Source organism: Flavobacteriales bacterium (assembly GCA_016704485.1).
Classification (GTDB): Bacteria; Bacteroidota; Bacteroidia; order Flavobacteriales_F; family PHOS-HE28; genus PHOS-HE28.
Map to the genome: position 1 here is coordinate 1,724,309 of JADJAA010000001.1, position 26,495 is coordinate 1,750,803.

Genomic DNA, 26,495 nt, shown 5'->3' on the forward strand with positions numbered 1-26,495 from the left:
ATATTTGAAGCCTCGACGGATCGTCGGGGCTTCTTTTTTTCGTATCGTTCTCTTGCCGCTTATCCATTGAACGATCCGTCAATGGAACGAATACGTTCTCATCTGGCCTGACGTTATTATCGCATGCGCCTTTCAGTTCCTCAATTGGCTGTGTGTCTACTGAATCTTCAGGTCATAACCTGCATTCATGCGCAGGATACACTGGAACCAGGAGTGCATCCATGCCGGGTCAAGGCCCAAGTGGAACCCTGCCGGACCATCCGAGAAGCCGATGTCATGTGGGAACGCCGCGTTTGGCGTGTGATCGATCTGAACGAAAAGGTGAACAGTTCATTGGCTATGCCACAAGGCTCTCGAGCTGGATGTATGGATCTTTTCGGGATCATTCGGCATGGCCTGTTGGATGAAGGCTCGATAACCGCGTACGATCCTGGACCAGAGAAAGTGGACGATGCTTTTACACTACCAATGACGCGACCCGAATTGGAACGATTGTTCGATACGATCGATACCCTGAGGCCTGTGCCGATCGCGAGGATCATGATCAAAGAAGATTGGATCTTTGATCGACAACGCGGTGAAATGATCGTAAGGATCATCGGTATTGCGCCAATGATCGAGGTCCGTGGTGAGCTTGGTGAAGTGCGCGGATACGAACCGATCTTTTGGCTGTATTATCCAGAATGCCGACTATTATTCGCGCGATGGGTCCATCGTGAGGATAAGGACGGTAACGCGATATCGTACGAATCGTACTTCGCTCAACGCAGGTTCAAAAGCACGATCATTAAAGTTGCGAATATGCAGGAAAGGCGGATCAATGCGTACCGTTCCGGGTTGGATGCGCTGCTGGAAGGCGAAGCAATTCGTGATCAATTGTACAACATGGGTTTTGACCTTTGGCACTATTGATTGATCGGGGCATTATATCATTTCCGGGTATTGGACGTTAATTGGGAAAATTCGTTGAACGCTTCAAGTAGAGCCATGATCTCCGTACGGAGCAGAACGCTTAGGGTCATCAACTTGTTCCGTGTGCTATTCTCCTAAGTATCCGTACCTTCGCGGCCTTTTCCGCACAAGTACTGCATTTCTGCCATGATGACTGTTCAGGGGCTGACCCTCCACTTCGGCCAACGCCCAATATTTGATGATATTTCATTCTTTATCGGTAACGATGATAAGATCGGGCTGGTAGGAAGAAATGGAGCCGGCAAGAGCACCTTGCTGAAGATCATGGCTGGCCAACAGCATTATGACAAAGGCACTATTGGCAAGCCGAAGGAGCTTACCATGGGCTATTTGCCGCAGGAAATGGCGCATAACCTAACGCTTTCACCATGGGATGTGGCCATGAAAGCATTTGAGGAAGGATTGAAGCTCAACGCGGATATTGAACGCATTGAAAAGGAATTGCATGATGTGACCGACGATGAGCATGCCATGGAACTTGCCATGGAACTTGCAAATGCCCATGAGCGTTTGAATTCCATCGGAGCAGCGGATCATGACATGCAGGTAGAGCGGATCCTGAAGGGTATCGGTTTTGTTGAAGAGGACATGCACCGCAAAATGAGTGAGTTGAGCGGTGGTTGGCGCATGCGCGCAGAACTTGCGCGTTTGCTCCTTATGAAGCCGGATCTCTTATTGCTGGATGAGCCTACCAACCATTTGGACCTACCCGCCATCCAGTGGTTGGAGGATCTGCTGCGCACCCATCCTTCAGCGCTTGTTCTGATCAGTCACGATAAAACCTTCCTGGATCGTCTTACCAAACGCACGTTGGAAGTGTTGGGTGGAAAGATCATTGACCGTAAAGTGCCATGGACCCAGTATGTTGAACTACGAAAGGTTGAACGGGAACAACAGGCCTCAGCTGCAAAACAGCAACAACAGTACATCAAGGAGACGACTGACCTGATCAATAAGTTCCGGGCCAAAGCGAGCAAGGCTGCCTTTGCACAGAACCTGATCAACAGGCTGGATAAGCTTGATATCATTGAGGTGGACGACGAGGATACACGTAAGATGCTCGTGAAGTTCCCGCCGGCACCCAACAGCGGAAAGATCGTTGTCGAAGTCAAGGACGTTACAAAATCCTATGGTGACAAGCACATATTCAGTGGTGCCGAACTTACCATCGCAAAGGGCGAGCACCTTGCCCTCGTAGGTGCGAATGGAACGGGAAAAAGTACGCTCGTGCGCATGATCATGAATGAGGAGCCTTATGATGGTGAGATCCGTCTGGGGCACAATGTGATCATCGGTTACTATGCGCAGGATATGCCTGAACGGATGAGCCCTTTACGCACCGTGATCGAAACTGCGGAAGATGCTGCCAGCGAGGACAACCGGGTCCGAGTGCGCGCCATGTTAGGTGCATTCATGTTCAGCGGTGATGACGTGGACAAGAAAGTGAAAGTGCTGAGCGGTGGTGAACGCGCACGATTGGCATTATGCTGTATGTTGCTGAAGCCGCTGAACTTCTTGATCCTCGACGAACCAACGCACCATTTGGATATCCAAAGCAAGGATGTGTTGAAGAATGCCTTGAAGAACTATGACGGGACATTCTTGTTGGTAAGTCACGATCGAGATTTCCTTACCGGACTGACCACGCGTCTGCTGGAATTGGACGATCTCCGTATCCGGGATCAGCACATGGATATTCTTGAACTGATCGAAAAACGGGCCGAGCTGCAAGGTGCGGATATTGGAAAATCATCTGCCGCAAAACCGAAAGTATCGAACAAGGCCAACAAGAATTCGGATCAACGCGAGCAACGGGACCGGGACAAAGAGCGCCGTAAAGTGCAGAACCAGGTTGAGCGTTTGGAGAAACAGTTGGCTGATCTTGAGAAGGAAGAAAAGCAGCTACAAGCTCAGGTCATGAAGGGCGCAATGCCTGCGGATGAATTGCAAGAAGGCTATGTAAAGCTGGGTGAACTCGCACAGAAGATCGCAACGGCTTTAGGTGAGTGGGAGAGTGCGTCTGGCGTGCTGGCGGAGATGGAGGATTGAATTCCTTTCTTCGGTCGATTCCTGATTCCGGAGTTCAACTAGTTGGTCTCATTCGGGCTTTGGATGGGTTCGGATCTTTTGTTTGTAACGGTAGGGTTAATTCCTGATTTCTAATTCAGGGGTCCACGTCTTTGTGAATGGACCTTTCTATGAGTTGTACTGGCTTTCGCTTCAGTTTGATCCATTTCTGGATCACTGATCACCCGAGCATCCCATCAATGGGGTGCGGATGTATTGCATTTGGTATGGAACGAGAAGAGACGGCTAAAAGCGCGATCAGGAATTCGGAATCAATTTCCAATTGAACGTTACATTCCAAACCTGAACGCATTTGGTTTTACTGAGCGTTGCATTTCGCTGCGCCGGCTAAAAACCCATCACCATGGCCAATGCAAAGCTGCCGCCTAGGCAAATGATGATCAACATGATGTACCTCGTTCTCACCGCGATGTTGGCGATGAACGTGAGCAAAGAGGTATTGGACCAATTCGCCGTTCTGGATGCTGACCTTGTGCGGACTGCACATGCCCATGACGCAAGGTCGCTATCGGATTATCAGGGCTTAGCTGCTTCTGCGGAAAGTGTTCCGGACAAATTCACCCTACCGCATCTGAAAGCAATGCGTATGAAAGCACGTGCTGATAGTTTGGTCGACAGGATCGAGGGAATAAAAACGAACCTCATCGCTCAGGCAGATGGTATTGCCCCAGCAATGCTTATTGGACCGAATGTTGATGGTAAGGATACGTTACGTTCATTGATGGCGGTTGATGCGAAAGACGATCGGGATGTATTGACCCATGCACTTGTTGGGAGTGAGCCTTCTACACCGATCCAAACACGGAACAGTGCATATGACATCAAATTACAGTTGAGTGCATTCCGAGATAGTTTGAAAGGGTTTCTGCCATCGAATGACCTTGTTGCGCGCAATGGACTTGATATGCTGTTCGACCTAAGCGATAGACGCGATGCATCGGGCACCATGAACAACTGGGAAAGCATCAACTTCTATGATGTGCCGCTGGCAGCGGGTATTGCAACGCTTTCCAAATTGCAGGCGGATATCCGCACTGCGGAGAACGATATGGTGAAATGGCTCATTCGTTCAGCACAAGAAGGTGAGTACAGCTTTGGAACGCTGACCACCGCCGTTATTCCACTGACCAATACCGTGATGGTCGGTGACTCTTTCCGTGCTGATGTATTCTTGGCGGCTTACGACCCAAAGAATACCCCTACCGTTACGGTAACAGGGGGAAACGAACTGCCGATCGGTGCAGATGGTAAAGCAAAGTTGCGCCTTCGCGGTGAGAGCATCGGGGAGCAGATCGTGGAAGGAATGATCAAGTTCCAAGGCCCGAACGGACCTGAGGAGATCCCATACCGAACGACCTATCAAGTAATGGCACCGCTATTGGTAGCGTCGCCTACGAAAATGAACGTGCTTTATCGCAGCGTGGATAACCCCATTGAATTATCCGTTCCAGGTGTGGCCGCGGATAAAGTTCAAGCGACCATCTCGACCGGGCGCATTGTACGAACCGGTCAAGGTTGGGTTGCAACAGGGATGAGCGGAAACAGTGCCGAAGTGAATGCCGTTGTGATGATGCCTGATGGTAGCTCACGGAGAATTGGCCCTGTGGTTTTCCGGGTAAAGGATCTGCCACCACCAACGGCCTATATCGGCGGTACGACCGCTGGTGATCCCGCCGTGTCCAAAGTCAAGCTCTCGGCCTCGCAAGGGATCATTGCCAAGCCCCTCAATTCCGAGTTCGGGGACCTTTGGGTCGTGAAGAGTTTTCAATTCACCCTGATGCGTGGTGCCCAGAACCCTAACCTAAAAACGAGTAGCAGCAATGCTTTCACAGGTGACATGAAAACCATTCTCAACGACCTAAGACCCAATGACAAGATCCTGATCGAGCACGTTAAAGGACAGCTGGCCAATGGTCAAGGTCCAGTGCGTAATCTGAATCCGATCACGGTGAAAGTGTTGCCGTGACCTGAATAATTCTCAGGGTTCAACAATATGGTTATCTTTGCCGCCCATTGCGGGGTGGAGCAGATGGTAGCTCGTCGGGCTCATAACCCGAAGGCCGTAGGTTCGAGTCCTACCCCCGCTACTAAGAAACCCCCGAAATTTCGGGGGTTTCAGCATTTTATGTCACATTGGGTTTACGCTCTATATTCTGAAAAACATGATAAACTGTACATCGGTGAAAGCGCAGATGTAGATGACCGGTTTATCTCGCACAATGAAAAAGCGACCAAAGGTTGGACTTTATCATACAGACCTTGGCGAATTATCTACCGCGAAGAATGTAACGATAAGCCTTCAGCATTGATCCGAGAAAAGCAGTTGAAATCAGGTGGTGGTCGTAGATTTTTGCGTTCACTACTTACATAGATCGTCGGGCTCATATCCGCCGTACGGCGGACGAGGTTCGAGTCCTACCCCCGCTACTAAGAAACCCCCGAAATTTCGGGGGTTTCAGCATTTTATGTCACATTGGGTTTACGCTCTATATTCTGAAAAACATGATAAACTGTACATCGGTGAAAGCGCAGATGTAGATGACCGGTTTATCTCGCACAATGAAAAAGCGACCAAAGGTTGGACTTTATCATACAGACCTTGGCGAATTATCTACCGCGAAGAATGTAACGATAAGCCTTCAGCATTGATCCGAGAAAAGCAGTTGAAATCAGGTGGTGGTCGTAGATTTTTGCGTTCACTACTTACATAGATCGTCGGGCTCATATCCGCCGTACGGCGGACGAGGTTCGAGTCCTACCCCCGCTACTAAGAAACCCCAGATAATTCGGGAGTTTCAGCATTTAGTAGGGCTCATTGGGTTTACGCTCTTTATTCAGAAACGAATAGGCCATCATTTGTTGCTTTTCATTTTTTCTGACCTTCAGATATGAGACCTTGGTGCAATGCATCGAACGAATCACACCAGCCACCAATGTGCGAATCTCGCGAGGCGATACTGGCCAAGCCTGTCTGTCTGAACTCCATGCGCGTACCAACATCTACGTCGAATAATTCAACAGTGACCTCCGTGCTATGGCGCGCTGGATTCACTTCGGCAACGGTCTTCTCCCAATGGTGCGACAAGCGAAGTAGCTCTGGTTCGCGAACGTCCAAGTACGTGCCGTATGTCGGAAACTCCTCTCCGGATGGCGCTACCATGACCACGCGCCACATGCCGCCTACGTGAACATCAGCCTCTGCATGCGTGGTGTTGAAGGCCGCGCAGCCGAACCAATGAACCAGCATGGCCGGGGTTGTCCATGTGTTCCATACCAGTTGCCGTGGGGCGTTGAAGACCCGCGTGATGCGGATCTCGTCCGGAGCTGTAGTGCTAACGGCGTTTCGCTTGCGTTGGGCGGCGAGGGTATCCATGCACCAAAGTAACGGACCGGGTACGGATCACCGCGAAGCGCGCAGTGCTTGTCGCCTGTGGTGTATCACATACGCCGCCACAAGTACTGCAACGAACAAAAGCATCGGCGCCCAACCTGAGACCGGATCTCCCACCGCGATGAAGGAGTACATGCCAGTGACCAGATCGATGAAGAAACCGAAGTAGGTCCACTCCTTCACCCGAGCAGGCACCATGGGCAACAGAATGGCAATGGCCCCTATAAGCTTGATGACCGAGAGCCATTGGATGAAGTAAATAGGGTAACCCAAATGGTCGTGAAGCATTTCTACAGCTTGCGGGTCCAGCGTGATGCCGCCGATGCTGCTGAAGATCATGAAGGCGCTGAAGAGGCCGGTGATGATCCAGTAGGTGAGGTCGAGTCGTTTCATGGTCGGTGATAATGGTCGTTCAATTCGTTTCAGCTTGCTTCTTCAGATCGGCCAGCCCGTTTTCGAAGTCCTTACCGATCATCTTATCCATGTTGATCAAGAGGCTCATCACCTTGCCCATAAAGAGGTTGCGGCTCTCCATGCTCCAGTTCACTTTTGTGCCCGGGCCTTCAGGAGTGCAACGGAACCACATGTCACAATCGTTCTTGAATGGCTTAATGAAACGCATGTCGATGTTCACTGCGTTCGAGATCACATCACGCACTTCCATGGACCCTTCTCCGACTTTTCCATTCCCGATCCACGCGTACTTCGCGCCCTTGCCACTTGGAGTTCCGGTGTACTTGCGTTTCATGTCAGGGTCCTTCTTCTCCCACGGCGACCATGCGCTCCATTTGTGGAAGTCCGTAATATGTGGAAGTATGCGATCGGGCGGCGCGCTTATGACGACGCTGCGTTCGTAGCACACAGTGTCGGGCTTTGCACTGGCTGCGATGAGGATGATGACTACGAGAACGGCGAGGCCGATGAGGATATAGATGAGCATGGTCGCAAGGTTGTTTGTTTTCGTTCTTATGCAGAGTGCTTGCTCTTAATTCCCGACGCTGTTGTACGAACATTCTTCTTGATCCCCGTCCCCCAACGTTCTTCCACCTCACTGACTTTCGCTTTCACGATCGTTTTTACCACCGATGCTGGGATCGGCTTCTCCGGCGTGAATTTAACGGTGCCTTTGCTCCGCTCGAAATCCTTCAGTTGTTCATCGAATCCTTTGGGTAGGCTCGCATACAGCGCGCAATGCTTCTTCGCGGCTCCCATGTAAACCAGAGGATGGCCGTTGTACTTAAAGCCAGGAAGACCGTATCCGAAATACTCTTCGCACTTCGGTACAGCAGCGAGGATCTGCTTGCGCAGTTTCTGCAAGGCTTTCGCTTGATCATTGGGCAATTGCATCAAGTACTCGTCCGTGTTCTTTGCTGACGGTTTCATCCGCGTACAGAATTGAGGAAGGTTGCTAGACGATCGAAGCACTCGCCCCAGCCGCCCTGATGATCGTTGCGATCATGTTCAGTGGAGAACAGGGCATGTCGCATAGTCATCCTTGTCATGCCCTTCACCTCCTCGAACTCAAGGGTAACCATATTGTCCACCCAAGGTGCTGGCTGTCCATCATCGCGTGTCCATGTAAAGACCAAGCGATCGAATTCTCTGATCTCGCGATACTCGCCGCGCACCCAATGGTCAGTGCCGTCCGGGGCACGCATGCAAAAGTTGTACTTTCCGTTCACTCGGAAGTCCTGCTCACATGTGGGCAAAGTGAAATCGTTCGGACCGAACCACCTTACAAGATGTTTCGGCTTGGTCCATGCAGCAAAGACGAGTTCAACTGGTGCATCGAAAGTGCGCTGTATGGTCAGCGTTCGTTGTTCTTGGTCGTTCATCGTTCTCATACCAGGTCCATATCAACTGTTGACAGCGGTTGGATCCATCCAGAATACCTCCCAGATGTGGCCATCCAAGTCATTGAAGCTGCGGCCGTACATGAACCCGTGATCCTCTATCGGGCGGCATTCGGTAGCACCTGCAGCAATAGCCTTATCGTAGATCTCGTTCACGGCATCCTTGCTCTCGAAGGAAAGAGCCAGCAGTACTTCGGTGTGTTTCGTTGCATCGGCGGCAGACTTCCCTTTTGGAAGGAAGCGCGTCATGCTTTTTGGCGTATGCAGCATCGCGTAGATGGTATCACTGATCACCAATGCGGCCGCATCATCGTTGGTGAATTGGGCATTGAACGAATAGCCGAGCGCTTCAAAGAAAGCTTTCGACTTGGCGAGGTCATTGACCTGCATGTTGACGAATATCTGGGTTGGCATGTTGTTGGTTGTTTGAATGGTTTCTCTTCGTTTGGCCCGAACCACCTACTGTTTCGCCGCGCAAGTGAACACCCACATCACACCGAAGCGATCGATGCAACTTCCGTAGTAATCGCCCCACGGCATTTCCTGCAACGGCATGTCCACCTCGCCTCCATCGGACAATTCCTTGCAAAGCCTGTCGGTCTCTGTCCGGGTGTCCGGCTACAAGAGGATCTGGACATTATTGCCAATATTCAGTTTGATGCCTAATCGTTCCTCCAGCACATCGGTGCCTACCAGCTTGTGTCCGCCAAGGATCGGCAACGCAATGTGCATGATGAGATCCTGCTCGGCCTTCGACATTCGGGGTTGTCCTTCCATCGCGGGCATGGCGGAAAAGCGCACGGGTTCGCCCGTGAAATCCGAGCGAAAAACTTCGCTGTAGAAGGCAAATGCGTCCTCGGTCTTACCGACGAAGTAGAGTTGGGTACTGGTGCTTGCCATCGGCGTTTTGGTTGTTTGGTTGGTTGTTCGTTGGCTTCTATAAATGTCCGTCTTCAGTCGTTGAATGCGCGTTGCATTTCTGCGATGTCCAGCTTTTTCATCTGCATCATGGACGCCATGGCACGGTTCACCTTGACCTGGTCCTTGCAATTCACAACGAAGGATACCGCCTCATTGAAGGTGAACTGGGGGCCACCGTTCAGACCTTGAAAGAGTTGTCCGTCCAACTCGAATTCGAGAAAGAGCAGCGAACCGAGCACCTGCCCATTCTCCTTCGCCACATCCTCGGTGACGAGCAGTTTCCTGCCGATGCGTGAGTTCGGAAAAATGGAAACGTAGTAGTTGGCCGCCTCTTCGGCGTTGCCGTTGAACCAGAGGTTCGGGCTGATCTTTTGGATGGTGCTCATGGTGAAGGGTGATTTGAATTCGAGGTGATGCTCTTGTTGGTAGTTCTTGTTGGTGGGCTGGTTCAGTGTATCGTCTCTCCCCGCTCAAGCATCCCGACAAAGAGTGCGAGCCGTTTGGCTCGTGTCTCTTCCTTCTTCGCCGTGTGCAGGCGGTGCAGTATCGCGTAGCGGTTGCTTCCAGACAAGGTCTTGAAGAAGGCGGCTGCTTTCTTGTTCTTCTTAAGAGCTGATCCCAGATCTGGCGGAACAGTGATCGTTCGTGCGGGTGCGTAAGCTTTGTCCCATTCACCGTTCGCTTTGGCCTGCTCCACCGCTGCCAGCCCGGCCGGGCGCATCAACTTGGCTTTGATCAGGGCTTGCACTTTTTTCTTGTTGATCTCGCTCCAAATGCTGCGTGTTTTCCTCGGAAGGAACTTTTGCAAGAACCATTCTTCGTCGAAACTCCGCTTGATGGCATCGATCCAACCATAGCACAAAGCCACCTCCAAGGCCTCGGGATACGTGACCGACCGTATACCACTATCCTTCTTAGCTATCTTGATGTAGATGCCCGGCGAGGATCCGCCATGCTTCGCAAGCCAAGTATCCCAGGCTTGCGCGGTCTCGAACGGCAGGATCGGGCGGTCGTCGGGGATCGGTGGTGCTTGCTTCTTCATTGCAGGTCTGAATTCGATCGGGTCACTTCTTCTTGTCCTGTTTGGCCGCGCGTTTGGCGATCAATGGTCGTTTGATGTCACGAAGCACATCCTTTCCCACCCAGCGTTCGGTCGGGTTCCCGCTTGCAGCGAGTTCCTCGGCCAGTTCCATGGAGGCATCACGCAGGGCCGTGCTCCGCCCTGCGATCCCGCGCAGTGCCCAACTCACCCCCTTCTTCACGAAGTTGCGCTCGTCGTTGGCTGCGGCGCGGATCAGCGGGAAGCATGCCAGAAATGGCTTGTCATCGCTCTTTTTGTCGTGCAACGCCACACTGGCAAGCAAGGCAAAAGCAGCGCGCTTCTCGAATTCGGGCTTCCGCTTGGCCCACTGCTTGATCTTGGGGAATGTGTACGGCGTCTTGTCGAATAGCAAGAAGCAGACGGTATCCACGATTCCCCAATTGTCGAAATCCTTGCACCAAGCGTCCATTTGTGCGGCGGTCACTTTTGCCGGATCATCGACCATGCAGGCCACAATGCGGGCTTCGTACCACCCCGTTTTCCACAAAGCCAGGGCGAATTCATGATTCTTTCCAATGCTCTTGGCCACCTTCTGAATGTCGCGCATCATCACGCCATATGCCTTCTTGGTCACCACTCCGTAGCGCGGTTCCATTTCCTCGCGCACCTTCTTGCTGCTCCAGCGCTGCAATTCGGCCAAGACCGCGTCTACATCGGTCGCGTCATTTCGCTTCCCGGTATTGCGGTCGATCACTTCAGTTTGTGAGGTGCGCTTGGTCGCCATTACATATCAGCTTATCACCCAATTCAACTCCGTACGATACTCCTTCGGATCCTTCACCTCTTCCGGGTTGTTCAAGTAGCTTTCCCAGAAACGACCGGTCTCCGCAAGTTTCCTGTCGCGCACCCAAGTTTGTAATTCGGTCCACGCTTCACCCATCTTTTCATATGGGCCTTGGTAGACTGAACGAATGACCTTCTCTCCCGGCAACATGCCACTTACCACACGTCCGACCGGTTTGAACGTTTCCTTCACAGGGAATCCCAATTCGAAATCGAACGTATCCGATGGTCGCCTGTGGTGATAGGAAAACATCGGTCCGTCCGGCTCGAGGTTTTGATCCTTCAAGACCTTCAAGATCTCTTGTATCGCAGGATCCATATACTTCGGCATATCGCGGCCTGGAATAACGAGATGGATAACGGCAGTGCGCTGTTCCGTGGTGGTAATGTTCTCGGGTGTGGTAATCATGGAATTGTTCAGATAAGCGCGATCCATGCTCTGATCAACGCGGTGAGTTCTTTCTGTTTCGCTTCAATATCATTCGTCGAGAAGAATGTGATCATTCCTCTATCGGCACCGAGCCATTTGATCATGCCCGAAGGATCCGTCATGTTCGCCTTCACATCTGTCCCTTTCACCTTCGCTCCGGCGTGTAGGATGATCGTGGCCTCCTTCACTTGCTTCGGACCATTCAGTGTGGCGAACCATTCTGTGGTGCGAAAACTGGCAGCGTTCCATTTCACGCCTTCCTCGATCGACTTGTCCGCACCAAGGATGATCTTGCGCAAGGCATCGATCTCCCTCCGGAGCGGATGCTTGTTGGCATCGAGTAATTCAGTAACGGCAAGGTCTAAGCGTGGTTCAGCCATGTCTCAATGCTGTTGGGCGAGGTAGTGATCGAGGCGTTGGTAACCGAACTCCATTTCGCTCTCCATCGGGACAGCCAGCACTCCATCCCGCGCAGCTTTCGACTCGTACTGCACGGTGAGCGTCATCAGCGTCTGCTTGCCTTGGTCAGAGAGTTCAAGTGTACTTACGGCTTCTCCAGGGTACCATGCCTGGTCGAACTTCTCTGTGCTCACGATGCGTTCAGGGCGCTTCACCTCCTTGTATTCACCACCCATGCCCATTTCATCACCGGCGTCGTTCGTCCAGACCCATCGATAACGCCCACCGACACGTAGGTCGATCTCGCAGGTGCTGAGTGTCCAGCCCGGAGCGCCGTGGAACCACTGCTTCATCATTTCGGCTTTGCTCATCGCATCGAAAACGAGCGCACGGGGCGCGTTGAAGGAGCGTGTGATGACGATCTCGCGATCACCCATGGAGGAAAATTGGACTTTGTTGCTCATCAACGTATGGTTTTTATGTAGTTCTCCAGATTGTCCAATGTGCCCTTCCAGCCCCCGTCCATGCCAGCACGAGCGCTGTCGAACAGGGCGATGGATTCCGCGCTGCTGTCATCCGCCGGCGTCCATTCGACGGTGAATCGCGTTCGGTTCTTGCCCAGATCTTCGAAGCGGTAGATGCAATGCATCACGCGCGGCCAGCCAGGCGCCATCGGATGCGAGCCTATGTTGGCGCTCTCATCGCTGAAGCTCTGCATGTACACGATTCGGTGCTTCGGGCTGATCTCCGTGTATATGGCACGGCCCCAGACGGGGTCGCTGCCATCGGGTGCAGTCTGGCAATAATGGATCATGCCGCCGACGCGGAAGTCGAACGACTTAACCGAACCTTTGCGACCGCCGGGCGCGAACCAGGCGGCGAGGTGTCCGGGCTGCGTGCAAACATCCCGTACCAGTTCGCGCGGCGCTTCGAATTCGCGCGTGACGATGTGCGGCTTGGTAGAGTTGGTTGGTTTGGAAGGTTGGGAAGAGGTTGTCATGGTCGTTCGTTTGTGTTACACATCAGGCCTTGGGCCCAACTAGAAGTTCATCCAACTGATCGAGGCCCATGGTGAATCCTTCCTTGAAGCCCATTTGCACGATCTGCTCGAGGTCTTCCGTTGTATCGAAGTACAACTGGATGCGCACGATCGTTCTTCCATCGCTTTCGCTAAAATGCGCTTCCCAGCGCACCTTGGGCTTAGTGCTGTTGGCCTCGCCCTGTTCGTTGCAGAACGCATCACTACCGGAGAAATACGACTTCGGCCGGATCGCTTCATAATCGAAGAAGCACCAATGTCGATCGCCTTGCGGGCCTTCCATGCAATATAGCCAGCGGCCACCCTCGCGGAAGTCAAGTGACTTGATCAAACACCGGTAAGGTTTTGGTGCCCACCACTTGCAAAGGATCTCTGGATCGGTCCATGCGGCCCATACCAGGTCAACCGGGGCGTTGAACGAGCGCTCTACGGTCACGGTGTGCTCATTCTTCTCAACGATGAAATTGAAGAGTGCTTGCTGGCCCATGTTCCAATAATGTCTAGATGTTAGCTGAAGTTGGTCCACTGGTATCCGTGGTGCATTGGTTATGCGAAGCTTGCGGGATGCGAGTAGATCAGCAATAGCATACAGTCGTGCCTCCCAAAGGTCATCAATGCTCAGATCGTAAACGTTGGCTATATCCAACTCCGTTTCCAACCGCAGTTCCACATCAACAGCGCAACCCGTCGTGCGCTCCTGCAAATGGATCCTGATGTCGATCACTTGGCCTTGGACGAATTCCTTCACCAGCAACTCACCCTGATCCAATTTAACAGAATGAATACTCGTCGTATGCGCACCGGATCTGGCCCAGATGGCCCGCAGCGCTGGATCCAGTAGGACGTTGCGAACATGTTCTTCCGATGCGGCCAGCAAGCGACTGATCACATGTGCCGGTGCTGTAGGATCCGTGATCATATCCAACACTTCGACGCTATCGTTGCGGATAGCTCTCATCGGTCGCGCATCTGCTTTACGAGTTCGTCCAAACGACCTAGTGTCTGCTGGGCTCCTTCCGCAGCACCATGTTCCCTTACGACAAATTCAAGTGCTTCCTTGCTCTGGAATACGGATCGTAAGGTGACCCGGGTCTTGTTGCCAACCGCGTCCAGGGTGATCTCCGCCAGAAAGCTGATCTTGCCTTCATCGTCCCCGTGGTCGTGTACAATGCGCACCGGTTCAAGTATCTTGATGAAGTGCACGATGTTGGGATAGTTGCGACCATCCGGGCCGTGCATCATAAATATCCAGTCGCCACCTTCCTTGAAATCGAACACTTTTGTCGTCAGCGTGAATCCGTTGGGCCCATACCATTGGGCGAGTGCCTTGGTGTCGGCAAATGCCTTCCACACCAGTTCGCGTGGTGCATCAATGATCCGTGTGGTGACGATCTCGCGGTCCTTAGTGTCCGCGACAGATCCGGGATCAGCTCTTCTTGCGTCCATTTGTCGCGCGTGGTTTTGTGGCTTTCTTTCCTTTAGCCTGCACTTCCTGCAGATATGCATCCAAGCGGTCGAAGCGGGCCTCCCATATGGCGCGGTACTGCTCCACCCAATCGGAAGCGGCCTCCAGCGGTGCGGCTTCCAACTTGCAGGGTCGCCATTGCGCTTCCTTTCCTCGCGAAATGAGATTTGCACGCTCCAATACTTTGAGGTGTTTGCTGATGGCGGGCATGCTCATGCTGAACGGTTCCGCTAACTGCGTCACTGAAGCCTCGCCCTCGGACAAGCGCGCAAGGATGGCGCGTCTCGTAGGATCGGCAAGGGCTTGAAATGTGGAACTGAGACGGTCTGGAGCAAGCATGGGACAAATGTATATAACCGTTTGGTTAAATACAAAAATTCGAAGCTATCGAAAATTTGAAGATGATAAAAAGGGCTGCCAATAAACATCTTATACCAATTCGAACTACAGTATCCCCCGATCTACTCGCTCTTTTTCACTTGAGCTTCTCCAAAATAGTGGTTCCGTAGCTCAGGCTATGCAACAACTATTCTGTATCGCTCAGGTACAAAATAGCTTCGCATCTTCGGGCTATTCTGTAATTCGAAACGGTATTATCGAATACGCCGACGCCGCGCGTCTTCGACCTGAACTCATGACCGCCTTTGTAGCGATCATGGCATTTGCTCCACTCGATATGGGCATAGGCACCGGAACACAACCGCACCAACCCTTGGCTATTGCACTGATCGGTGGTTTAGTGTTCGCTTTGCCACTGTTACTTGTGGAATTGCCGACGTGATTGCGGCGGGTCGGCAGGAAGGGGTGATGTGTAATTGTTGTTGTTGATCAGGAGCCAACCATTAATGGCGCCATTTTTCCTGTGTGTCAAACCGTTCCTGAATTGAGTATGACCTAAGGCGGTTTTCATGGTTGGGTCATGGACTATTTTACTTTCTTCGTTACACATTGCCGTTTGACCACCATAGAACCCCATATCTATGATATCTCGAAATTGCCATCTGTTCGTTGTTGTCTTTATTCTGATCTCTGGTCGTTTATTGGCTCAGACCTATACGATTCCAGTAGTGTTCCATGTCCTACACGATAACGGTCCAGAGAACATTTCCGATGCGCAGATCTATGATTGCATGTCGATCTTGAATACCGGTTTCAATGAAGGGTTCGGTGAATCCATACAGCCGCCCTTCGATACGTTGGTTGCAGATATGGACATTGAGTTTTGTTTGGCTTCTATGGACCCACAAGGCATTCCAACAACCGGAATTGAACGAATTGAAACACCGTTGACCCATGAAGGCGGTATTGATGCGGCGTATATCAATCAATGGCCACGTGATCGTTATTTGAATATCTGGACCGTAGCAAGCAATACGGGTGACTCCAGCAACATTACTTCATTGCTCCCGGAATTAGTTGATCAAGACCCAACACGTGATGGTGTTATGGTGATGCATTTTTTCATCGGTTCAAATGGTACCGCGCTCCAAGGCCAAAGCCGGGGGATCTGCCTTTCAGTCGGTCGGTATTTGAATTTGAAGCTTCTTTGGCAAGATAGTACCGGTGTTGGTGGATGTGGAGATGATGAAGTTGCGGATACGCCGCCTATGGAATTTAGTGCGATCTGCTTTCAGGATGCACCTAGCTGTGTACCTGGGGTAAATGCGAATACTGAGAACTTCATGACTTATACGCTTTGCAATAGGATGTTCACACCCGGACAAAATGAAAGAGTTTATACGGCACTGAATAGCAATGTGGCACAAAGGAACTTGCTTTGGACAGCGGCGAATCTGGCAAGTACCGGATGTGGTGTGACGTCTATTACGGACGGTTACACGATGGAGGACGAGCTTTCGTTCTATCCTAATCCAGTCGTTGATCAATTGCAGATCATGGCTAAAGAAAACGTGTATGAATTCCAGATCATTGACCCACTTGGAAAACAGGTATTTAAAACCCGAGTTGGCAAGGGCACCTCACATCTGGATCTAAGTGGTTTATCGTCAGGAGTTTATTTGATCATTTACAGAACGGGGCTTGATAAACGGGTTAGTAGGCTCGTTAAATGAAGTGTCCCATGGTCACCAACGAACCATCACAAACATCCCAGTAGGAATCAACGATCCGCTGATCGCGAAACGCCATTTGAACAGCTTCACAATTTCAACCGGAAGTTCGATCGGTGGTTTTATTGACCGTAACAAGACCTTGTGCTGAAATGCCAATTCCTTATTCCGCCTGTGGATCTACGGTTGTTGGGTCATACATCATACCTTGGATGTAGGTCTTCACGTCAGCTGGCTTTTCAGTTCGTGCAGTACCTGTGCGGTATGCTTCTTCAGCAACGGCCACGGCAACTGCTAAGGATAGGTTACGGATCTCGGTGAGCCGTGGAAATAAGGAGCCTCGGCTTATGTCTTTCTCTTGCACGTTGTCCGCTAACGTTCGAGCAGCTATCAGGAACATCGCATCGGTAATGATGCGCGTGTTCGACGCGATCGCGCCTAACCCAATGCCGGGGTAGATGTATGCGTTGTTGCCTTGTCCGGGAAGGAACTCCTTTCCTTCATAGTATACTTTGTCGAATGGACTGCCACTGGTGAATACAGCTTTGCCCTTGCTCCACGTATAGGCTTCTTCAGCGGTACACTCGGCACGTGATGTTGGGTTTGATAGTGCGAAGATCACGGGTCGTTCGTTCATCGCTGTCATTTTCTCTATCACTTGTTGATCAAAGGTTCCCGGCGATCCGGTAGCTCCAATCAGGATATTAGGCATTATTGCCCCGAGCGCCTCCATGAAGGACATTTCCGCGTGGTCGTGCGCGTAGCGTAAGTTATGTGGCTTCAGGTTTTTCCGACCATTTACGATCAGGCCTTTGCTATCCACGAACCACGTTCTCCGATACGCTTCTTCTTTGCTCAGCCCGGCTTCCTGAAATGCGGAAACCATTAGGTCCGCGATCCCCGTAGCGGCAGATCCGGCACCGAGGAATAGGACACGCAGGTCCTTGAACTGCGAACCGGTGATCCGCGTAGATGCATACACACCAGCTAACGCTACAGCTGCCGTACCCTGAATATCATCGTTGAAGCTGAGTATGTTTTCTCTGTATTTCTCCAATAAAGCGTATGCATTCGGTGTCGAGAAATCCTCGAACTGGATCAGGGCATTGGGATATTTCTGCTGTATGGCCTGTACGAATTCTTCGATCAGCTCAAAATACAGTCCCTGTGGCATCCGTTTCTTCGGATACCCCAGATATAATACGTCGTTCAACAGGTCCTCATTGTCCGTACCAACATCCAGCATGACCGGTAGACAATGACGTGGGTCGATACCTGCGGTAGCCGTATAGAGCGCCACCTTACCGATCGGTATGCCCATGCCGTTCGCTCCGAGATCACCTAAGCCAAGTATGCGCTGACCATCCGTAACGACAATAACACGAATGTCCTTTTCAGGCCAGTTATCCAACAACTCACGGATCTCGCCTTTGTCGTCCGGTGTGATGTAGAATCCTTTGGTCTGTCTGAAAATATGAGAGAACTCCTTACATGCTTCACCCACCGTCGGTGTGTAGATCAAGGGCATGATCTCTTCGATATGCTCGATGATGACCGAGTAGAACAGGCGCTCATTACGGTCTTGTAAAGCGTTGAGAAGGATGTAGCGTTCAATGTCATTCTGCTTTCGTCTTAGGCTCTCCATAACCCGCTCCAATTGCTGTTGGTGCGTAGCCACGGAATAGGGAAGTAGACCGCGTAAGCCAAGTGCTTGGCGTTCCGCATGCGTGAATTCGACAGAACGGGTCAATGTTGCATCGCGTAGTACGTCGACGCCTTTTTTCTTCAGTTCCATAAGTCGAGCAAGGTAGGAAGGCGCGGTACGGTTTGCGCAACTTCAGCTTTGGATCCTGTAAGTGACACACGGGTTCAATGTCTTATCCATTGATCGAAGTTGCCCCACCAAGCGACTCTAGGCTTATCCTCATGAGCCGGGACGCTTGCTCGACACATCGCCAAAAGAGGAGCCTGATCGTTATATGGATCCATGAGCCCTGCAGGATCATGGTCGAGCTTTTTAGTGAACTGTTTCGAATGAACTCCTCCGGGAAATAGGTGGCTGAACTGTACCAAGGTATCCTTGTAAATGGTGGATGAACGGTATGTCAATTCCAGGCGCAGTTCGGTTGAATTGGGGCCATCATACTTCGGCATTACAAAGACCCATTTCTCACTTGGTGCCAAGTATAGCGTGTGATAACTATTGCCACACCATGAACTCGGTAAATATTCGATGTCCTCGAACTTGCCTTTATGCATTGCTTGTGTCTTAAGGTATACTCGGCTGTCCTGCGCTGGAAAGAACAGAGTATCGGGCCCGTTATTACGCACCTCCACACTTCGTCCTTGAAAAATGCTATCGAATGGAACAATGTGCAAGGTATCAACAGTTATCTCCAACCCCTTCGCGTGTGCACTGGGAGTGAACGGAATAGAAGGGTTGTCGGATCCACCCCATCCACCATGACCTTTCAATGCATCAGGGCCAATGGATGATGCGTAGAAGTATCCACGGGTCATGTGCTCCACCTCGAACGGTTGTAGCTGGTTCTGCGCTTCAACGGTTTCGTGAGAAACGACCAGAACGAACAATATGTGGAACAGTTTCATGTGGGAGTTTATTGGTATACGATGCACATTACCAGAAATTTGCATGATCCTGAGCAGAAGTTGCTATTAGACATACACCATATTGGTCATAATGTTCAATTGGACTCTTCCTTAGCATCCAATGAACAGGCATGTAATGTTCCACTTACTAACATTGGTCGGGTACATTGTCAAATAATCACACTGGAAGGTCGGAACTGAGTCCTGCGAGATTAAGCCCATCTTCCTTAGCTCAGGGAATGGTTGATAAGGGCGGTGGACGGAACATTCACGACCTTCGCACGCTCAATGGCACATAAAGCAGGATACGTCAACATAATCGGGGAACCCAACACGGGTAAAAGCACCCTGTTGAATGCTCTGCTGGGTGAGCAGCTCGTGATCGTGAATCCGAAAGCGCAGACCACGCGACACAGGATCCTCGGGATCTTGAACGGGGATGACTATCAGCTTGTATTGAGCGATACTCCCGGTATTCTGGATCCGCAATACCCTATGCAACAGCGTATGATGGGTGCGGTTGAAGAAGCGCTCGATGATGCCGACCTGCTCGTGATCATGGTCGAGTTGGGACAACGTCCGGAACGTAGTGAACAATTGCTGAAGCGCGCTAAACGATACACGGGCCCGACCGTTCTGCTTGTGAACAAAGTGGATAAGGGTGATGAAGATCAGGTACTGGCTTCCTTGGAACTTTGGCAAGCGCAATTCCCGGAGGCCAAGACTGTCCCGTTGTCTGCTTTGCATGCATTGAACGTAGAGGAGCTCAAGAATTATTTGATCTCGCAACTGCCGGAACATCCAGCGTATTTTCCGAAGGATGAGCTGAGTGATCGGAATCTACGGTTCTTCATCAGTGAACTGATCAGAGAAAAAGTGCTTGCCAATTACAAACAGGAGATCCCATACAGTACTGAAGTGGTGGTGAATAGTTATGAGGACCTTCCAGCGCTTGTGAAGATCCAAGCGGACATCATCGTAATGCGGGAAACACAGAAAGGCATTATTATCGGTCAAGGAGGAAATGCGTTACGGCGTATGGGGACCCAAGCGCGGATCGCGATCTCCAAATACATTGATCGAAAAGTATTCCTTGATCTTAAGGTGAAGGTGGACGCGGATTGGCGTGAAAGCCCTGATAAATTGAACAAATACGGTTATTGATAACGTTCCGTCGGTATCGGCGGGACTTGGAACATGGGAAATATCGTCGCAATAGTTGGCAGGCCGAACGTGGGTAAAAGCACGTTCTTCAATCGCCTGATCGAAAGCAAGGAAGCAATTACTGATAACGTGGCAGGTACTACACGCGATCGCCATTACGGTAAAGCCGAATGGAATGGAGTGGTCTTCAGTGTCATCGATACAGGTGGATACATCAGTGGTAGTGATGATGTCTTCGAAGCAGAGATCCGCAAGCAAGTGAATTTGGCGATCGAAGAGGCCGATTCCATCATTTTCATGGTGGATGTGAAACACGGCGTCACAGGCATGGATACAGCGATCGCTACCATGTTGCGTAAAGTGAAGAAGCCGGTGATATTGGTCGCCAACAAAGTGGATGAGAACAACCAACAATACGCTGCTGCTGATTTCTATAGCCTTGGACTTGGCGAAGTATTCACCATGGCATCAACAAGTGGCGCAGGTACCGGTGAGGTCTTGGATGCAGTTGTAAAAGGATTCACTAAACCTACGGAAGAGGAAGAGGTGGACATCCCTAAATTCGCGATAGTAGGAAAACCCAACGTTGGGAAATCCTCGCTGGTCAATGCGCTGCTTGGGCGCGAACAGAACATTGTGACACCTGTGGCAGGTACAACACGCGATCCCATCAACACACGGTGGAACGTTTTCGGGCATGATGTGATGTTACTCGATACGGCCGGAATACGGAAGAAACAAAAGGTCGACGAGGATATTGAATTCTATAGCGTTATACGCTCGATCCGGGCCATTGAAGAGAGTGATGTGTGCTTGCTCATGATCGATGCTCAGGATGGCATACAGCAGCAGGATCTTCATATTCTGGGTATCATCCAAAAGAACGGTAAAGGGTTGGTCGTGTTGGTGAACAAATGGGATCTGATCAAGAAGGACACCAATACCACGAAGGAATTCGAAGCGGAAGTTAAACACCGCATGCAACCCTTTACGGACGTGCCCGTGCTGTTCGTAGCTGTAACTGAAAAACAACGTATCTTGAAGGCCATGGAGATCGGCATGCAGGTCTATGAAGATCGTAAAAGGCGCATCTCCACGCGCAAACTGAATGATCTGATGTTGCCGATCATTGAGCATCAGCCACCGGCGATGTACAAGGGAAAGCAGGTTTCCATCAAATTCGTTAATCAGTTGCCGACGGTGGTTCCATCGTTCGCATTCTATTGCAATCTACCGCAGTACATAAAACCCAGCTACGAGCGATTCCTGGAGAATCGGTTGCGCGAGAACTATCGTTTTACAGGAGTGCCGATCCGGTTGTTCTTCCGTAAGAAGTAGTTCGTTGGTTCCTTATCGTATTGATCGACGTGGGATCCGTTCATGGAGTTAGTGCCCAATACGGATGCGCACATACAGCACCCTACATTTGGTTGACCGGACTTTCTTGGAGATCGGTATTGACGGATGACATGTGGAGAACGCGTGTTGAGCGTGCAATAGATCAAAATGTATCTTCGTGTGTTCCTTTGAAATGAATTTAAGTTGATGACCAAGATGAAGCGGACCTTGTTGTTCTCGTTCTCGTTGATCGTTGGAATGATCTCCCATGCGCAGATCACCTTGGATCCTTTGGCGGTTGTTGAGGTTTGTCCCGGGGTTTCGTTCGATGTATCGTTCCAAGCCACTGGCGCATTCCTTGCTGGGAATAATTTCATTGTTGAGCTTTCGGATGCCACTGGTTCATTCGCAGCACCGTCCGCGATCGGAACGCAATTCGGAACAGGGTCAGCGTTGATCTCATGTAATGCTCCTCTTGGCACGGACGGTCCTGGATACTTGGTGCGCGTTCGCAGCACTATGCCCGTCATGCAAAGTGCAGCGAGCAACACAGCACTGGTCTTTCCTACGCCTGATACCGGTTATGGTACTTCGGTCTCGATCTGTGGTATTGTGCCTTCAGTAGATTTTGCAACACTTTTGGGTGGGACACCGGATCCAGGCGGAATATGGACCATTGTTCAAGGGACCGGTACGTTGGTCTCACCACCAAGTGGTCTCTATAATGGGGTCAATATGGACCCAATGTCCTGGAGTACACCGTAACCGAAGGTGGGTGTTCCGCAAGTTCAATAGTGTCTTACAATGCCACTGAGCCACCCAATGCGGGCACCAATGGGACGCTCACGATATGCAGCACCGATACGACTGTCATTTTGTTTAACTCCTTAGGTGGAGCACCGGATATAGGCGGAACTTGGGCTTATCCCAGTGGAGGGCCTTCAGGGGTCTATACCTACACCGTTATCGGACAAGCACCTTGTATGAATGCCTCCAGCACCGTTATTCTTTTCGTCAACCAAGCTCCCAACGCCGGGGTGGATTCTAATTATCCATTCTGCGCTAGTTTAGGTGTTCAAGACCTATTCACCCAATTAGCAGGGACCCCAGCAGCAGGTGGAACATGGACCTACTTAGGTGCACCGCATCCAGCCATTTACGACCCAGCAACGGATGCTTCAGGGCCTTATGTATACACGGTTCCAAGTGCAGCCCCATGCGTGAACGCTTCGGTCACCGTTACCGTAACTGAACTTAATTGTGCCGTAGGTCCGGCTGTGTACAATTACGATACGGAGTAGCAGGTCTTACGCTTTTATGAGGCGCTTCTCCATCGGGGCGCACGGACCTTTAAGGATCAATGCCGTTTCTGCAACTTCGGTCCTAAAATGCCGTTTGGTGCAAATTAAACGATGATATGAACATTTGTTGACCTTGTATCTTATTTATGATCAGGTACTTATGAATTCAATCCCCCATTTTGGGGATTGATTTAGGGATGCGTGTTTTCGGAGTTTTGTGGTGTGGCAATGGTACTCTCCCGCCACTTGCTCATCATGGCCTGCCACTTGCTCGATCCCGCTCGATTCCGCTCTTCCACCGCAGTTGTTTTGCGCTCTCAAAGACAACGGATCATGAACCACTACAATCTCCCGGTATTATTCCTTACGCTACTTCTCACTTCACAGGGGAATGCTCAATTAGTGATCGATAATTCCCAGACGGCTACTGCACTGGTCCAGAACGTCCTTCTCGGAGGCGGTGTGGCCGTGAGCAATATCACCTTCAATGGCAATTCGGGGAATGCGGTGTACGAACAACTTTCGGCATTCAACAGTGCTAATGCGAACGTTGGGATCAATAACGGCGTGTTCATGGCTTCGGGCGGAACGCAAGTAGCGATCGGCCCGAATAATTTCGATAATGCTGAAGCGCCCATAGCATGGAGCACTACCGACCCGGACCTTCAATCCTTGGCGAATGGTGAAATGATCAATGATGCGGCTGTGCTCGAATTTGACTTCATTCCATCAGGTAGCCAGATCTCATTCAATTTCGTTTTTGCATCGGAAGAGTACCTCGAGTTCGTTGATCAATTCAATGATGTTTTTGGCTTTTTCTTGAGCGGTCCAGGTATCAACGGGTCGTTTTCCAACGGCGCAGTCAACATTGCACTGATCCCCGGTACATCTACCCCGGTAAGTATCAATACGCTGAATAATTTCGACTATCCGCAGTATTATGTGGATAATGGTGATGGGTTTTCATTCCCGTTCAATAGTGATGACTATTACATCCAATTCGATGGACTGACTACTTCCATTGCAGCAACTGCTACTGTGCAATGTGGTCAACAATACCACATCAAACTGGCGGTAGGTGATGCACTTGATACCTACTACGATAGCGGGGTTTTTCTGCAAGCCAATGCGTTCAGCAGCCCAACCATGGATGTTTCAGTTACGCCGGATCTTAACCTTCCTTGCAGCGGGTCTGTTGATATCAGCATTCTTAATGTTACAGGTGGAATTCCTCCATACACCTACGAGTGGAGCTTTGGGGGAAATGCGATCAGCACCGATCAGACGATCACTGTGGGTCCAGGGCAGAATGGTACCTATACCGCAACGGTGACTGATGGCTGTGGAGGTACTATGCAGGAACAGGTGATCGTTGGCGCGCCGGTGAGTCCGGCTATCGTTTTGAACCTTACACCCGATCTGAATTTGCCGTGTAGCGGAACAGTGGATATCGCTGTTTTGAACCTAGCAGGTGGCACTCCTCCGTTGACACAAACGTGGTCATACAATGGATCCGTGGTTGCCAATGGAGCCAGCTACACGGTACCGAACAATGCCCCTGGAACCTATACCATGACAGTGAATGACGGCTGCGGAGGATCCATGCAAGGCGATGTGGTCGTAGGGTCACCAGTAAGTCCAGCGATCATTTTGAACCTTACACCCGATCTGAATTTGCCGTGCAGCGGAACAGTGGATATCGCTGTTTTGAACCTGACAGGTGGCACTCCTCCGTTCACACAAACGTGGTCATACAATGGATCCGCGGTCGCAAATGGAGCCAGCTATACGGTGCCGAACAACGCTCCCGGTACTTATACCATGACGGTGAATGACGGGTGTGGTGGATCCATGCAAAGCGATGTGGTCGTGGGGGCACCAGTGAGTCCTCCGATCAACATGACCTTAACGAGTGATGTGGAGTTGACCTGTGTAGGCAGCGTTGAGTTGGATGTGCTAAGCATCTCGGGTGGAACACCACCGTTCTCGTACTCATGGAGTTTGAACGGAACCGTCGTTGGTACCACACAGAATATCCAGGTCGAAGCTGCGCAAGCCGGTACCTATACGCTCACCGTGAGTGATGATTGCGGTGGGTCTCAACAAGGAACGGTCATTGTTTCAGTTGCTCCGCCAGCTATACTTGATGTTACCGTGACCGGCGATCTTTATTTGCCTTGTCAAGGTGAAGTAGATCTAGCTGTACTGTCGGTCACAGGTGGCATCGAACCTTACACATACAGCTGGTCCATGAACGGTTCAGTGGTTTCTACCGCTGTGAACGTAATCGTGGCGAACGGTGATCAAGGCACCTACCAAGTTACCGTGAATGATGCATGCAGCGCTGTGGAAAATGCGAGCGTTGTGGTGTCGCCTCCGGATGTTGATCCGATCGAAGTGGTCATTCCAAGCGATGTTACCGTGAACTGCTTCGGTGGTAATGCAACGCTTTTTGCAACATCGATCACCGGTGGCGATGGCCAATACTCTTATACATGGTTCGATGCGAGTGGAACGGTGCTCGGGAATGGGTCTACGCTGATCGTGCCAGTGACCGAGGATGCGACCTACACCGTAGCCGTGATCGATAATTGTTCCGGTAGTGCGAACGCAAGTGTTACTGTTCACGCACCTGAGCAACTCGGTGTGAACCTTCCGCATACCGTATGGGCATGCGAAGCGGGAAGTGCCACGTTGCTCGCGGAACCTACGGGTGGGTCCGGTACCGGGACGTATACATATCTATGGACGCCAAGTAACGAAACAACGGATGCGATCATCGTTTATCCACTGGGGGACACTACCTTCACGGTGGTTGTTACGGATGGATGTGGTGCGGTTGTTTCCGATCTAGTGCACGTTCGCGTGGAGATCCCAGTAGTAACTATCTATACCACCAATATCGAGGGTGATGAATTCGAATTGCATGCAGTATGTGATCCGGACAACGCCTCTTATGCTTGGGAATTCAGCTCCGGAGGACCGGCATTCGGTAATCCGGTCGTGAATACGTTCGCCGATCAGGATGAATATTGGGCAACAGTGACCGCTACGACAGCTAATGGTTGTATGGATGTCGATAGTGTATTCATTACACCAGCTTCACAGATCTTCTTTCCCAATGCATTCACTCCGAACGGCGATGGTATCAATGATGGTTTTGGTCCGGTTGGTTACAAGGTGGAAAGCTTGACCTACACGATCTTCGATCGCTGGGGTGCTCCTGTGTTCACTGCAAATGCACCTGATCAGAAGTGGGATGGCCGCTTCGGCAACGGAGACTTCGCGCCGACCGGGGTTTATATCTATAAATTCATTGCCGCAGGAGAGCGTATCCGCGTCCGTGAAGGGATCGGGTCCGTTACATTGCTCGGTCAGGACATCGCCGATAAGTGATCCGTGGAACGGCCTTGATCGGCGCGAGCCAATAAATTCCCGCAACACTGAACTTGTTAAACCGAACATTGTGGTTTTGAATTATTCGTGCAGACTAAATACATTCGCCGCCCCACGCAAGTATTCCACCCGCTAGTAGGATGATCCTTGGCCTGGATCGAATAGTAGAACTTT

General features: G+C 51.0%; 30 protein-coding genes, 1 tRNA gene and 1 pseudogene. 13 read left to right on the forward strand and 19 right to left on the reverse strand.

The genetic code is table 11. From position 1 onward, the window contains the following. Positions 1 to 123 precede the first annotated feature (123 nt). The 6 genes from gldN (at position 124) to IPF95_07235 (ending at position 5,771) form a co-directional block, all read left to right on the forward strand. The gene (gene gldN, locus IPF95_07210) at positions 124 to 912 is read left to right on the forward strand and encodes a gliding motility protein GldN (protein ID MBK6474486.1); all 789 of its coding nucleotides are present in this window, start codon (positions 124 to 126) and stop codon (positions 910 to 912) included. A 186-nt stretch (positions 913 to 1,098) separates the two neighbouring features. Continuing rightward, the gene (locus IPF95_07215) at positions 1,099 to 3,021 is read left to right on the forward strand and encodes an ABC-F family ATP-binding cassette domain-containing protein (protein ID MBK6474487.1); all 1,923 of its coding nucleotides are present in this window, start codon (positions 1,099 to 1,101) and stop codon (positions 3,019 to 3,021) included. A 382-nt stretch (positions 3,022 to 3,403) separates the two neighbouring features. Then, on the forward strand, positions 3,404 to 5,026 hold the full coding sequence (gene gldM / locus IPF95_07220; GenBank protein MBK6474488.1) for a gliding motility protein GldM: 1,623 nt from the start codon (positions 3,404 to 3,406) through the stop codon (positions 5,024 to 5,026). A 48-nt stretch (positions 5,027 to 5,074) separates the two neighbouring features. Next, a tRNA-Met gene (locus IPF95_07225) sits at positions 5,075 to 5,147 on the forward strand. A gap of 38 nt (positions 5,148 to 5,185) precedes the next feature. Beyond that, positions 5,186 to 5,431, forward strand: a complete 246-nt coding sequence (locus tag IPF95_07230) for a GIY-YIG nuclease family protein (protein MBK6474489.1) — start codon at positions 5,186 to 5,188, stop codon at positions 5,429 to 5,431. 94 nt (positions 5,432 to 5,525) lie between these two features. Continuing rightward, positions 5,526 to 5,771 carry a GIY-YIG nuclease family protein gene (locus IPF95_07235; protein ID MBK6474490.1) on the forward strand — a complete coding sequence of 82 codons (246 nt, stop codon included), beginning with the start codon at positions 5,526 to 5,528 and terminating at the stop codon, positions 5,769 to 5,771. A gap of 155 nt (positions 5,772 to 5,926) precedes the next feature. On the opposite strand, the gene IPF95_07240 is transcribed toward IPF95_07235, so the two are convergent. The 17 genes and pseudogenes from IPF95_07240 to IPF95_07320 all read right to left on the reverse strand — a co-directional run bounded on the left by IPF95_07240 (position 5,927) and on the right by IPF95_07320 (position 14,782). Next, positions 5,927 to 6,433 (reverse strand): SRPBCC domain-containing protein, encoded by a 507-nt coding sequence (locus IPF95_07240; GenBank protein MBK6474491.1) that lies wholly within the window; start codon positions 6,431 to 6,433, stop codon positions 5,927 to 5,929. A gap of 27 nt (positions 6,434 to 6,460) precedes the next feature. Then, positions 6,461 to 6,844 (reverse strand): DoxX family protein, encoded by a 384-nt coding sequence (locus IPF95_07245; GenBank protein MBK6474492.1) that lies wholly within the window; start codon positions 6,842 to 6,844, stop codon positions 6,461 to 6,463. A 19-nt stretch (positions 6,845 to 6,863) separates the two neighbouring features. Next, positions 6,864 to 7,391 (reverse strand): SRPBCC family protein, encoded by a 528-nt coding sequence (locus tag IPF95_07250; GenBank protein MBK6474493.1) that lies wholly within the window; start codon positions 7,389 to 7,391, stop codon positions 6,864 to 6,866. A 26-nt stretch (positions 7,392 to 7,417) separates the two neighbouring features. Continuing rightward, positions 7,418 to 7,834: a DUF1801 domain-containing protein gene (locus IPF95_07255; protein ID MBK6474494.1), complete on the reverse strand. Its 417-nt coding sequence runs from the start codon at positions 7,832 to 7,834 to the stop codon at positions 7,418 to 7,420. Then, positions 7,831 to 8,295, reverse strand: a complete 465-nt coding sequence (locus IPF95_07260; protein ID MBK6474495.1) for an SRPBCC domain-containing protein — start codon at positions 8,293 to 8,295, stop codon at positions 7,831 to 7,833. Before IPF95_07260 ends, IPF95_07255 begins: the two co-directional genes overlap by 4 nt. Before the next feature lie 12 nt (positions 8,296 to 8,307). Beyond that, positions 8,308 to 8,718: a VOC family protein gene (locus IPF95_07265; protein ID MBK6474496.1), complete on the reverse strand. Its 411-nt coding sequence runs from the start codon at positions 8,716 to 8,718 to the stop codon at positions 8,308 to 8,310. A 45-nt stretch (positions 8,719 to 8,763) separates the two neighbouring features. After that, a pseudogene (locus tag IPF95_07270) lies at positions 8,764 to 9,204 on the reverse strand (VOC family protein). Positions 9,205 to 9,257: 53 nt separating this feature from the next. Then, positions 9,258 to 9,611, reverse strand: a complete 354-nt coding sequence (locus IPF95_07275) for a VOC family protein (protein ID MBK6474497.1) — start codon at positions 9,609 to 9,611, stop codon at positions 9,258 to 9,260. 62 nt (positions 9,612 to 9,673) lie between these two features. Further along, positions 9,674 to 10,267, reverse strand: a complete 594-nt coding sequence (locus IPF95_07280) for a YdeI/OmpD-associated family protein (protein MBK6474498.1) — start codon at positions 10,265 to 10,267, stop codon at positions 9,674 to 9,676. 22 nt (positions 10,268 to 10,289) lie between these two features. Next, a complete protein-coding gene (locus tag IPF95_07285; protein ID MBK6474499.1) occupies positions 10,290 to 11,051 on the reverse strand; it encodes a DNA alkylation repair protein in 762 nt (253 codons plus the stop codon). Between the two features lie 6 nt (positions 11,052 to 11,057). Further along, positions 11,058 to 11,519: a GyrI-like domain-containing protein gene (locus IPF95_07290; GenBank protein MBK6474500.1), complete on the reverse strand. Its 462-nt coding sequence runs from the start codon at positions 11,517 to 11,519 to the stop codon at positions 11,058 to 11,060. An 8-nt stretch (positions 11,520 to 11,527) separates the two neighbouring features. Further along, complete coding sequence (locus IPF95_07295) at positions 11,528 to 11,920, reverse strand: DUF1801 domain-containing protein (protein ID MBK6474501.1); 393 nt, start codon at positions 11,918 to 11,920, stop codon at positions 11,528 to 11,530. Positions 11,921 to 11,923: 3 nt separating this feature from the next. Beyond that, the gene (locus IPF95_07300) at positions 11,924 to 12,403 is read right to left on the reverse strand and encodes an SRPBCC family protein (GenBank protein MBK6474502.1); all 480 of its coding nucleotides are present in this window, start codon (positions 12,401 to 12,403) and stop codon (positions 11,924 to 11,926) included. Continuing rightward, positions 12,403 to 12,939 (reverse strand): SRPBCC domain-containing protein, encoded by a 537-nt coding sequence (locus tag IPF95_07305; GenBank protein MBK6474503.1) that lies wholly within the window; start codon positions 12,937 to 12,939, stop codon positions 12,403 to 12,405. The genes IPF95_07300 and IPF95_07305 overlap by 1 nt, the downstream gene beginning before the upstream one ends. Before the next feature lie 22 nt (positions 12,940 to 12,961). Further along, positions 12,962 to 13,465 carry an SRPBCC domain-containing protein gene (locus IPF95_07310; GenBank protein MBK6474504.1) on the reverse strand — a complete coding sequence of 168 codons (504 nt, stop codon included), beginning with the start codon at positions 13,463 to 13,465 and terminating at the stop codon, positions 12,962 to 12,964. A 467-nt stretch (positions 13,466 to 13,932) separates the two neighbouring features. Beyond that, complete coding sequence (locus IPF95_07315; GenBank protein ID MBK6474505.1) at positions 13,933 to 14,424, reverse strand: SRPBCC family protein; 492 nt, start codon at positions 14,422 to 14,424, stop codon at positions 13,933 to 13,935. After that, positions 14,405 to 14,782 carry a winged helix-turn-helix transcriptional regulator gene (locus tag IPF95_07320; GenBank protein ID MBK6474506.1) on the reverse strand — a complete coding sequence of 126 codons (378 nt, stop codon included), beginning with the start codon at positions 14,780 to 14,782 and terminating at the stop codon, positions 14,405 to 14,407. The genes IPF95_07315 and IPF95_07320 overlap by 20 nt, the downstream gene beginning before the upstream one ends. 178 nt (positions 14,783 to 14,960) lie before the next feature. Between IPF95_07320 and IPF95_07325 the strand changes: the two genes are divergently transcribed. Both IPF95_07325 and IPF95_07330 read left to right on the forward strand, forming a co-directional pair. Next, positions 14,961 to 15,224 (forward strand): efflux RND transporter permease subunit, encoded by a 264-nt coding sequence (locus IPF95_07325; GenBank protein ID MBK6474507.1) that lies wholly within the window; start codon positions 14,961 to 14,963, stop codon positions 15,222 to 15,224. Between the two features lie 199 nt (positions 15,225 to 15,423). After that, the gene (locus IPF95_07330; protein MBK6474508.1) at positions 15,424 to 16,515 is read left to right on the forward strand and encodes a T9SS type A sorting domain-containing protein; all 1,092 of its coding nucleotides are present in this window, start codon (positions 15,424 to 15,426) and stop codon (positions 16,513 to 16,515) included. A gap of 160 nt (positions 16,516 to 16,675) precedes the next feature. Here the strand turns inward: IPF95_07330 and IPF95_07335 are convergent, their stop codons facing one another. Continuing rightward, entirely contained in the window at positions 16,676 to 18,307 is a 1,632-nt protein-coding gene (locus tag IPF95_07335) for an NAD-dependent malic enzyme (protein ID MBK6474509.1), read from the reverse strand. A gap of 74 nt (positions 18,308 to 18,381) precedes the next feature. Then, a complete protein-coding gene (locus IPF95_07340; GenBank protein MBK6474510.1) occupies positions 18,382 to 19,122 on the reverse strand; it encodes a hypothetical protein in 741 nt (246 codons plus the stop codon). 288 nt (positions 19,123 to 19,410) lie between these two features. On the opposite strand from IPF95_07340, the gene era reads away from it, so the two are divergent. From era to IPF95_07365, 5 genes are all read left to right on the forward strand, one after another. Next, positions 19,411 to 20,286 carry a GTPase Era gene (gene era / locus IPF95_07345; GenBank protein MBK6474511.1) on the forward strand — a complete coding sequence of 292 codons (876 nt, stop codon included), beginning with the start codon at positions 19,411 to 19,413 and terminating at the stop codon, positions 20,284 to 20,286. Between the two features lie 33 nt (positions 20,287 to 20,319). Beyond that, positions 20,320 to 21,624, forward strand: coding sequence for a ribosome biogenesis GTPase Der (gene der, locus IPF95_07350; protein ID MBK6474512.1), 1,305 nt, complete (start codon positions 20,320 to 20,322; stop codon positions 21,622 to 21,624). A gap of 207 nt (positions 21,625 to 21,831) precedes the next feature. After that, complete coding sequence (locus IPF95_07355) at positions 21,832 to 22,389, forward strand: hypothetical protein (protein MBK6474513.1); 558 nt, start codon at positions 21,832 to 21,834, stop codon at positions 22,387 to 22,389. Between the two features lie 29 nt (positions 22,390 to 22,418). Next, on the forward strand, positions 22,419 to 22,925 hold the full coding sequence (locus IPF95_07360; GenBank protein MBK6474514.1) for a hypothetical protein: 507 nt from the start codon (positions 22,419 to 22,421) through the stop codon (positions 22,923 to 22,925). A 333-nt stretch (positions 22,926 to 23,258) separates the two neighbouring features. After that, on the forward strand, positions 23,259 to 26,321 hold the full coding sequence (locus tag IPF95_07365; GenBank protein MBK6474515.1) for a choice-of-anchor L domain-containing protein: 3,063 nt from the start codon (positions 23,259 to 23,261) through the stop codon (positions 26,319 to 26,321). Positions 26,322 to 26,495: the final 174 nt, after the last annotated feature.